7 protein-coding genes are annotated in these 10,019 nt (G+C 35.0%); all 7 read right to left on the reverse strand.

All coding sequences use genetic code 11. From position 1 onward, the window contains the following. Positions 1 to 29: 29 nt before the first annotated feature. The 7 genes from U0D62_RS18140 to U0D62_RS18170 are packed head-to-tail and all read right to left on the reverse strand — an operon-like array spanning position 30 to position 9,995. Positions 30 to 449: a TIGR02594 family protein gene (locus tag U0D62_RS18140; protein ID WP_322288745.1), complete on the reverse strand. Its 420-nt coding sequence runs from the start codon at positions 447 to 449 to the stop codon at positions 30 to 32. Beyond that, positions 401 to 613, reverse strand: coding sequence for a hypothetical protein (locus U0D62_RS18145; RefSeq protein ID WP_322288746.1), 213 nt, complete (start codon positions 611 to 613; stop codon positions 401 to 403). Before U0D62_RS18145 ends, U0D62_RS18140 begins: the two co-directional genes overlap by 49 nt. Next, positions 606 to 836 (reverse strand): hypothetical protein, encoded by a 231-nt coding sequence (locus U0D62_RS18150; protein WP_322288747.1) that lies wholly within the window; start codon positions 834 to 836, stop codon positions 606 to 608. Before U0D62_RS18150 ends, U0D62_RS18145 begins: the two co-directional genes overlap by 8 nt. Positions 837 to 843: 7 nt before the next feature. Continuing rightward, positions 844 to 6,729, reverse strand: coding sequence for a sialate O-acetylesterase (locus U0D62_RS18155; RefSeq protein WP_322288748.1), 5,886 nt, complete (start codon positions 6,727 to 6,729; stop codon positions 844 to 846). 10 nt (positions 6,730 to 6,739) lie between these two features. Next, the gene (locus U0D62_RS18160; RefSeq protein WP_322288749.1) at positions 6,740 to 7,015 is read right to left on the reverse strand and encodes a hypothetical protein; all 276 of its coding nucleotides are present in this window, start codon (positions 7,013 to 7,015) and stop codon (positions 6,740 to 6,742) included. 12 nt (positions 7,016 to 7,027) lie between these two features. Continuing rightward, the gene (locus U0D62_RS18165) at positions 7,028 to 7,363 is read right to left on the reverse strand and encodes a hypothetical protein (protein ID WP_322288750.1); all 336 of its coding nucleotides are present in this window, start codon (positions 7,361 to 7,363) and stop codon (positions 7,028 to 7,030) included. 1 nt (position 7,364) lies between these two features. Beyond that, positions 7,365 to 9,995, reverse strand: a complete 2,631-nt coding sequence (locus U0D62_RS18170; RefSeq protein ID WP_322288751.1) for a hypothetical protein — start codon at positions 9,993 to 9,995, stop codon at positions 7,365 to 7,367. Positions 9,996 to 10,019: the final 24 nt, after the last annotated feature.

The following is a 10,019-nucleotide window of genomic DNA, read 5'->3' on the forward strand; positions in this document are numbered from 1 at the left end:
AATGAATTTATGGGTTTTTAGTATGAATGCTAACATAACGTTCTAAATTGTAATACTCTGTTTTTGGGATATGCTTTTATATTCACTCGATTATTTTGATTTCCTCCAAGCACATAAACAAAATCCTTAGTTTCTCGAATGAAAAAGGCTACATGACCTTTCCAACTATTTTTATTTTCTCTCCAAAACACAGCTATATCACCTAATTTTGGAAGTGTAGTTTCGTTTCCGATGTTAAGCCAGCTTCTAGCATTTAATTTGCCAGAATATGGATAACCAGTAGTTTTACAGCACCAGTTTACAAAAGCAGAACACCAGGCAGTTTCATCCTTTAGTTTTTCTCCATCGAATCCTAATTCATTGAAATACTTCAACACTTCAGGATTGTCATTCTCTCCAGTTATTTCTTTAATCCCAAATTGAGATAACGCTTTATCGAAGTAATCCATTTTTCTATTTTTTTACGAATTAGTAATCTCTTCCAGTAAAATGCTAATGTGGTAGCAATAAGTAAAGATCCTGTAGTCATTAAAGTCTTTAGAACAAACTCTTCAATTAGACTACCAGACAATGCAGCTACTGAAATCAGTATAAGATCTAGGGGCTTATTCATTTGATTTGTCATTTTTAGCGAGTTTTCTTTTAATGTATGCTCTTACAGCTTCGATAGCAATTAATACTGCCACGCATCCTACGATTACATATCCATCGTTAGTATCTAGGTATATCTTTCCTACGGTTAATTTTTTATGTGCTATATCGAACAGATATACTAGCAGTATTGCTGCTGCTATGATTCGTAAAAAGTTTCTAATGTGTTGTTGTTTAAAATCCATATCCAATTTAATTTACATTTATCCCTCTTCCTTCTAATTCTAACTCTAAATCATTTATATGTTGAATGATTTCCGCTTCTGTCATATAGCCATCTGTATATATCATTCCTGATACGGTCACAGGGTTAAAATATGATGATGCAAAGTATCCGTTACCTATAGCTATATTCCTACCTGTATTGGCTACAGAGGAAGCTGCTACTGTTGCAGATGTATCTACTCCAGAATCTCTTTTAACATAATGCCTTATAGTACCATCAGTATCGATGGAAATAGCTACTATTGTATATCCTCCAGATGTAGTGCCTAATGTTCCACTATTAAAACCACTTCCATCGTGAAGTTCTCGCATTGAATCTCCACCAGAATTATGATATAACATTCTTCCAGTATTATCACTGGCATAGGTACCAACAAGTACTTTGTTTAATGCTTCGTAGTTTTGCACTGCAATGATCCAAGTCTCAGATTCTCCGGCATTAGCTTCTGAATACGGTAAGACTAAAGCGTTATTTGCTGAAGTAGTTGGAAGCGTTACGCTATTTGATGTTGTAGTTGGTGTTTCCCCTAAAACAGTCAAAGGATTTCCGGTAATACTAGAATTGTGATTAGGATTATCACTTCCAAAAATCCATTTGTCAAAAACTCCATCAAAAGTCGTGACTGAAACCACTGGAGAGTATGTACTAACTCCATTTGAATTTCTGGATGCTACTCTATATTCGATGCTAGCTCCAAGTGTAAATCCGGTATGCGTATCATTAGTCACTGCTAGGGTTCCCCCTTCTGCTTCTGTTGGTGCAATGGATTCCCATCCCGCACTATTAATATTATATTGTATATCGTATTCTGTAGCCCCAGAAACCGCATCCCAACTCAAATCGACATTTGGAGAATTGAAGTTCGCAGTTAGATTGGTCGGAGCTGCAGGAGCATTTGAAAGACTGGCCGTATTATTAGACACAGCAGATAAATAAGCAGTATATGATCGTTGTCCTCTTATCTCATTTCCATTGGCATTTGCATGCGTTGTATCCAATCTCTCTAACAGAGTCGGAAATCTCGAAGAAACAACTGCCGTATTACTTATAACATTAGGAGTATTTAAAGTTACATTTACCACATTTGGTATTGCTTCCGGATTGTTCTCTGAAAATCGTGATATCGTTTCAAATAGAACTATTGGAGTTGAACTATTAGCGACTGTTATATCTGTTCTTATATTATTTAGGAACGTATGTAAATCATTCTGATAGGTTAAGCTCTGAGCATCGAACTCTCCCTGATTCCAAAATATCCCTTTAAAGTCATAATTCGAATTATCAACAAATACCTGGTTAGCTCTATTAACCGCATCTTGATAAAGATCTCCTGTTTGTAACCATCTCCCACCAGTAAATCCAGTACTAAAAATTGCAGAAGGTATAAAGCAGATATCTACGTATGGATTAGCTGCCTTATAATCAATTGCAAACCTCTTTTCAAATCCGTGATAATAATATCCTGTAGAATCTCCGTGAGCCATATCACCGATCAGTTGACCAGATCCATCAACCAAATCGACTACCAAACCATCATTAGCTCCACCTCTAGCTACTTGCTTGGTACCTATTGGAAATAATGTAGATTCAAAAGATTGTGAACTCGCATCGGTTGGATGAGGGTTAGACATTCCACTTTGACCAAGCAATGCAAAAACGTGCGTCTCATATACTTCAACCGTTCTTATTACCTCTGTTGCCGGATTACCTGATCCATCAACAGCATTATATCTTATTGAATAGCTTCCTGCAGCATCAACAAATGCACTAGCATCTATCGTTACAGATGATCCATCATTGGTAGTTGCACCTAGTTCCGTGTATCCTTGACCTTTATCAAGCCTAATCGTACTAGCTCCATTTAAGGTGATTGTGGGACCTCCAACATCGATAATATAATAAGACACTGCAATTTTTAGTTCTCCATCTAAGGTCTCTGATGTTCCACTAGCCTGTCTTATGTTTAATGCTGTATTATCAAAGTAAGAAGTTCTTCTCTCTTCTCCAGTTAGCCCTTCCTGAAAGAAACTTGTTGTATTTCCAGTTAAAGCAACAATACCTCCTCCCAGATCATTACCATCAGACCCATAGAAAAAATCTAAATCAATATTTTGAGATGGCCCGTTATTTAAACTGGATATAACCGTAGCCTTTAACGGCACTATGATATTTCCAATTCCCTGAGCTGGTATTATCTCTATATTGTTATTATCAATTACCGGATCCGTTAGCGTTTTTTTAGCAATAGAAATATTACCGGATAAGAGTGATTGAACACTTGTATTAACTTCGTCAATAGCAGAATTAACATTATTGGAAGATAATCCTGAGGTGCTTGTAAAAGGTACTTCACTAGCTACTTGATCATCTTTTGCATTAGCTTCAACGGTATCTAATTTTGATTTATCACCAGGTATCATCAGTGAAGCATTAACAGTTGAACCTGCAATTATTGTTGCATTCGTTCCTGTATCACTTTCAATGACTCCATTTGTTGATGATGCTGTAAAGGTTAGATTAGTTGCTGTAGCATCCGAGCCTACAAGAACATCCTGAGGGCGTAAGGTTAATGTGAAATTAACCAGTTCGGGATTATTAAATGTAACAGGTCCTAACGTTGAAGGAAATCTGGCTGTATTGGTTAAATCAAAAGGTTTAGGTGTACTGCCTTTAGCCTCAAAATAACAATTATTAAACGTTGTTGTTCCTAAATGTTCCAGGTTCATCAACCTATGAGCTGTAGAAGTAGTTGCGTAATCTACTTCAATAATGAACTTGCAGTTATCAAATACAAAATTTACATTCCTATCTGCAGTTGTTACTATATTACTTCCTGTGTTGGCCCAGTTAAATACTCCTTCTTCTATTAGAATCGTTGTATTTCTAATAGTTATGGTTTCTGCTGTTGCCGGATCCGCCACTGAAGCATACTGGTTAAGATCAAATTCAATCCAACCTTTAACCAGGCCTAATTCCATATCATAAGAATCGGGAAGGCCATTTCTAAATTCTAATGATGTATTAAACTCTCCTGCTTTATAATTTGTTAATGGAAAATATGCTCCTCCAGAACTATAATCACGAGAGTCAACAGCAGGTCTTGTTCCTGTGAAAGTGTTGTTTTCCCAAAACCCACCATAATTATTGGTTGCATTTTGACGAAGGAATAACAAATCATTTCCGTTTGCTCCTAATTCAATAACAATTGAGGCAGGATCAACAAGGTTAGACCAGTCTGATATATTATTATAATCGAATACATTGCTTTTAAAGGTAGCTTTGTTTTCCTGATCAATTATCCAAGTATCACTTATTGAAACATTATAAAGAAATATATTATCCTCAAACAATGTGGGATATCCAATTCGATCTCCTGAAGTATTTCCAATACCTCTTAACTTAATGTTTAAGAAATAGTTGTCTTTTACAATGTTGTTATTGGCGGTATAACTAATAATACCAATACCCTTCATTTTGTTCCCAATGAACTTATCTTGCCTATCAAGAGAAACTGATTTGCCGTATATCTCATTACCTTCGATTAATACATTACGCCCATCATCTGAGCTAATAGCTGTATGTATATCCACAGTTGGAGCTTCTGGAAGTAAAATCGTATTTGGTAATAAGTAATTCTTATAGATGTTTACGTTTTCAGTACCAACAAGAGATATATCACCCCAGTTGTTACGAAAACTACAATTGCGAATAGTCAAATTTCTACAACCGCGCCTACGATCCTCCGCATTGAATCCGTAACCAGGACCCGCATCCAATCCACCGATATTATAAAAATATACACCATCGACAGTGGTATTATCCGGTGGGTTTGAAAATCCATCTCTTCCACAATTGTGTATTTGCCCACCTGTAACAAAAAGACCATCAGCATTTAGGGAAGGGCGTAATTGCAATTCGACTGCAGCAATATCTGTGGGTGCATCTATTTCTAGTTCCACATAATTCCAGTTATCCTCTATTTCTACTCTATCATAAAAATGAAGAACATCGGATACAGCAATCGGTGTTGTATCCGTATCATTTACATAATAAAATGCCCTGTAATAAGGTGTTGTTAGACCTCCCCATCCGGAAAGACTCCCTGCTGTAAGTTTATACCAAGCTTTACCACCAAGTTCCTTTGCATTATTGAATTGTGATGTATTAAGAGGTAGTTTGGTAAGCGTATAAATCTTACTAGTATTACCCGTATCCTTGGTACCATCATTATTTATTGAACCTACGGCCACCTGTGAATCTGTAGAACCATCAACAAAACTACTCCCATCAATTTGATTCATAAATTGCAAATCCGCTGTGGAAATCATCCCATCCCCATAGTAATAGGATATATCCGGATTCTCTACTCTCCCATCGATAGCAAGCGTCCCGAAATTAATAGCGTGATTATGCTCAATCTTACCGATACCTTCAGTTGGATGTAACTCATAATCTCCTTTTAACTTAGGATTGATAATTTTATAATTCTTGGTTTTATAAACTGTTAGTGAATAGGTCCTATCAAAATCGTGTGGTATAAGCTGAAACGATCCTCCTAAGAATTCAAGAGTAATATCATTGATTCCATCTCCTAAACGCCATCCCGAAGGTGGTACACTAGAAACATTAGATTGTTGTACTGCACTATGATAGAAAGTTTTATTAGGAACATATAATATACCTGGTTTCTGATTTCTTAAAGTGAGTGCATTGTTTATAGCATTCCAATCATCATAGGCAATGATTGTATTTGTATTAGTCACGGTTGCAAGTGCATTTGTACTAATCGTTATTGTATTTGAATCAGTTACGCTGGAAATTGTAGTTGTTAACACAGCACCATTTGCAGGCGTAGTATTAGCTCCAACAATAGCAATCGTTTTTCCTATATCACTACTTGTAAAACCTGCTGATGAAGATGTAAATTCATTGGTCCCAATAGTTATATTACCATCAGAAATAATTCTCCCTTCACCTTTTGCTCCAATATTTGTGATATAAAAATCTTTAGGTGTATTCCAGGATCCTTGTAACTGTCCATCAAAAAAATCCAAGAATATCTTATCACCATTAAATACAATTCCTGAATTAGAACCTATTAGATTAAAACCACCCGATAATATCCTACCTCCAGCATCTTTTAGAGTAATTCCATCGGCTAAAGTCACATCCTGTGTTAATATGATTTCGTTTTGTATCAGTAATGTTTTATTGGTATTAACCGGATTAGATAAATCCAATTCAGATAAGACTACTACCTCGTTTGGGTTACTAGATCCTCCACTACCTGAAGGAAGTAAAACAGTATTTCCTCCAGATATGCTTAGTTGCTGTCCAGAAATAGAAAGGTTCTGATTATCCGTATTATCTAAAAAATCTGATAAATCAATAGGAGTACCGCCATTTTCAAGAGTTAATACATTACCCGATCGTGTTAATTGCTGATCATCCGTACCGGATCCTCCACCGCTTAATGAAGATAAGTCAACCGTTTGTATTACATCATTTGAAAGTTGTAATGTCAGTAGGTTACTCCCCGTATCAAATGAAAATGTTTGAACAACCTGATCCTGACCTCCAAGGATTGGTGTAAGATCAACAGAGCCTCCATTCTCCAGTGAAATTACATTTCCTGTTAAACTCAATTGCTGGTTATCCGTTCCTCCACTGGTTATGATATCGTTTATCCACACAGCTAAAGAATCCACAGTAGCTTGTTTGAGTCTTCCGGTTAAGGAATCTCGCATTACTAAATAATCATCTCTCTCCCCTTGTGGTAATGGTTTTGAGTATTTCTGTGCATTCCCCAATACACAAAAAAGCATTCCAATTACTAAAATTACCTTCTTCATTTTTCCCTAATTATAAATCAACTCTTGAGATATAATCACCCCAAGAACTTAAGTTTTTAATTGGCGTTCCACCATTATAAACGCCATAAGAAGCATACGAAGCATTTAAAGCTACTGGTGATACACTATCGTCATTAAGCCAACCTGATTTAAGTACATCTCCTACTTCAGGATTTAAATAATTCGTATTACCCTCTTTTTTTTCTATAGTAAGGCCATCAACTTTAATCGTTAATCCTTCTATATTACTTGAACCAGTTTCTGTATCGTATACTCTTACAATCATTTCCCTTAGTTTTTAATACGCACTATCGTTTAATCCCACATTTAATACTATCTGTCTTTGTCCGGTACCATAGCCAAAGAACTCTCCATACACTATATCAAAAGACTCTCTTATAGCTGAAATATCTAATTCCATATATAGACTATTGTCTTCTTTTCTAACTATACCGTTACCTAATGTCTGTTCTAAAAATTTGGATTTTTTTGTCTTGTTATAGGACCATATCATCTTACAATCATCATTGTATGGAATGGTATTAGAAAGAAGGTCAAATTTTAAAACTTGTCCCCTGGAAGCTGATATTGGTTGAACTTCTGTTTTATCTATTATGATGATTTCATTATCCATATTACCCCTTAAATATTATTCCCGATAATTCTATAGTGGTGCCTGTATTAAATCCCGCTCCATCTAGCGGCGTGTTGATTGATTGATCTAAGGTGGTCTGAACAAATAGAGTTACTCCATTGTTAGTTAGTCTAGCATTAATTGAATAGCAGTTGAATCCCAAATTTGTCATTAAGCCACAACTCAATGATCCATTCTCTGTTATTGGAAATGGAAATCCTTGAATTCTTACTGTTCCTGATGGTGTGTCTGTTACGGTAATGGATGATATTTCTAATGTTACTATATAATAACCAGGATGTTCAATATAATGACCTGTCGCAGTTGCTGCAGTAAATGTTGCTCCTCCTCCGTTATCGATTATAGTCGGTATAAATGATTGCTTAATAATAGAGCCTAGATTTTCTTCAAATATCCTTTTGGGTATAGGAGTATCCATTTGTAGATCACTTAACCCCATTATAGAATCTATTCCTAGTCTATGATTCAGTTTTTTGGATAGGTCATCTTTTAACCAATTCAGTTTCCAATCATTATTTATAAGGTTTATTGCTGCATCTACATCAACTATTCCATAACCATCAAACATATTCCAAAATGCACTATTCTTTTGAGCTGTTTGTCTTGCAGCTTTACGAATAAGATTCCAACTAACTCCGGTAAGATCTTTGATTTTTTTGAACTTAGCAGCTACAAATGCTGCTGCAGGTGATTGTGCGTGAATTGCATTTGAAGTAATCGAAGAAATTGAAGTAGTATCTCCAGGTATATCATCTAATCTTGATGGTTCTACAAATTCAACCCCAAATCCATATGAACTAGTAGCTGTAGTTGTATTCTCTGCTAAATTTCCACCTCTAACAATGATCGTATTTAAAAAGAAATCTGTAGAGTTCAATACTAAATCTTGTCTTTCGTTTGTATTACTATAATGTGCAGAAACTAAAAGAATACCCGGTTCAGTTCTCCTATCTCTTTCTAAGTTAGAACCTATTCCATCAAATATTAAGTGTGCTTCTAGTTTTTTAGGTAATGCTGAAAAATTAATGTCTTGAAGACTCGATACTGCAGTGCTATCAGAAGGATTTTTTATAACATCATTTCCTGAAGAGAATTCAGGGTATTTAAAATTGAAAAAATCAATCATCTGATCCCGATGATTAGTATCAATATCTGAAATAATTACGTTAGTACCTTGAGTGTATCCAGAAGACTTATAACCTGTATTTAGATTATCAATATCCGAAGCTTGATTGTTAGAAAAATCTTGTATATAACATTCCGATTCAACCTTTATAAAACCGATATCCGTATTAGGGCTTATCAGGCCATCTTCATCAGCAACTAAGAAATGATCTAATAAATCATATTGTGAAGTAACAATATCTTTTTCCGGTATTGCAATGGATCCTGAAACACACACATCTCCATAATTAGTAGACGCTTGTATTTTGGTGTTTTTGAAGTAAGCATTTCTAAATCTTAATCCTGAATTATACGATTCTAAAGTACTATCTAAAGGTAAAGGTTGAATTTTCAGGAACGACTTATCAAATTCAAGTTCGTAAGATTTTACAGTCTGTCTAAAAAAGTACTTTTGATTACTATTTTTGATCTGACAATAAAAATTGGTTAGATTACTCTCTTTAAGATAATCAAGATTGATGTTGAATCGTTCAAACTCGAAAATAAGATTGATTACAACACTATTGGAAAACTTTACATTACCGATTATATCATTTTGAAGATTAAATTCACCTTCAAACTGCTTACTAGTTTTTATTTCTGCTAATGTCTGCAAACCAGTTATCCCAGTATCTACATTATAAATAGCATATTTATCAGTGCTTTTAAGTATCAAATACGATAGATCTTCGATATCTTCTTCGTAATCCACATAACCAACTTGAAAATTAGTAAACCCTGAAAGTACTTCCACATAAATAGGAAACCACTCATTTTTATTTAAGTTATACTGATAATAGGATATAAATTCAGATTGTCCTGATATCACAACTGAATCTACTTTAGCTATCTCTCCATTATTAGGTTGTTGAGAAAAGAGGTCGTTATACTGAGTAACAGTAATTGTATTAGTGGGTACACCAAAAACGTTATCCACTGCAGCAGTATCCACAACACCTTTATCTTTTACTAATAAGGTTATATCTAGTGGATTGATGTTTAAGCTTTGAAAAGAATAGTTCGTCTTAAACTTAAATGATTTCGCATTAATTAGATAACTATTTAAAGCTGTAACTACGTAAAAACCTGGTTCATCTATATCACTGAGCAATCCAACGTTTTTAACCTCAAAGAAATTTTTGATTTCTGGAGCATTCAATAAATCTGAATATTGCCCAGTCCGCCCTACCTTACTAACTGTTAGTTTTGCAACATCATTCTGCTTGACAATAACAGAGTTCCCAGAACTCTCAAATGTAATACCCCCGGTAGCTAGCAATGATTGAAGGCTATTGTATGTTATTACTCCAGATTTACCGGTTGAAGTGGTGAACAAATAAATTAGATCATTTGCCTGTAGATTGGTAACTTCGGTTATTTCATTTCCCGATTTACCCGCTGCAACTATTCCTTCTAGTCTTGATAATCTCTCCTCCACCGTTTGCATATTCAAAAATACTTATTTTTATTT

The sequence above is a fragment of the Aquimarina callyspongiae genome (assembly GCF_034322225.1).
Lineage (GTDB): Bacteria > Bacteroidota > Bacteroidia > Flavobacteriales > Flavobacteriaceae > Aquimarina.

What these genes read in the sequence shown, in the direction of transcription:
- U0D62_RS18165 (WP_322288750.1), bottom strand. Translation starts at nt 7,363, where the DNA reads ATGGATAATGAAATCATCATAATAGATAAAACAGAAGTTCAACCAATA.
- U0D62_RS18155 (WP_322288748.1), bottom strand. Translation starts at nt 6,729, where the DNA reads ATGAAGAAGGTAATTTTAGTAATTGGAATGCTTTTTTGTGTATTGGGG.
- U0D62_RS18170 (WP_322288751.1), bottom strand. Translation starts at nt 9,995, where the DNA reads ATGCAAACGGTGGAGGAGAGATTATCAAGACTAGAAGGAATAGTTGCA.
- U0D62_RS18145 (WP_322288746.1), bottom strand. Translation starts at nt 613, where the DNA reads ATGAATAAGCCCCTAGATCTTATACTGATTTCAGTAGCTGCATTGTCT.
- U0D62_RS18160 (WP_322288749.1), bottom strand. Translation starts at nt 7,015, where the DNA reads ATGATTGTAAGAGTATACGATACAGAAACTGGTTCAAGTAATATAGAA.
- U0D62_RS18140 (WP_322288745.1), bottom strand. Translation starts at nt 449, where the DNA reads ATGGATTACTTCGATAAAGCGTTATCTCAATTTGGGATTAAAGAAATA.
- U0D62_RS18150 (WP_322288747.1), bottom strand. Translation starts at nt 836, where the DNA reads ATGGATTTTAAACAACAACACATTAGAAACTTTTTACGAATCATAGCA.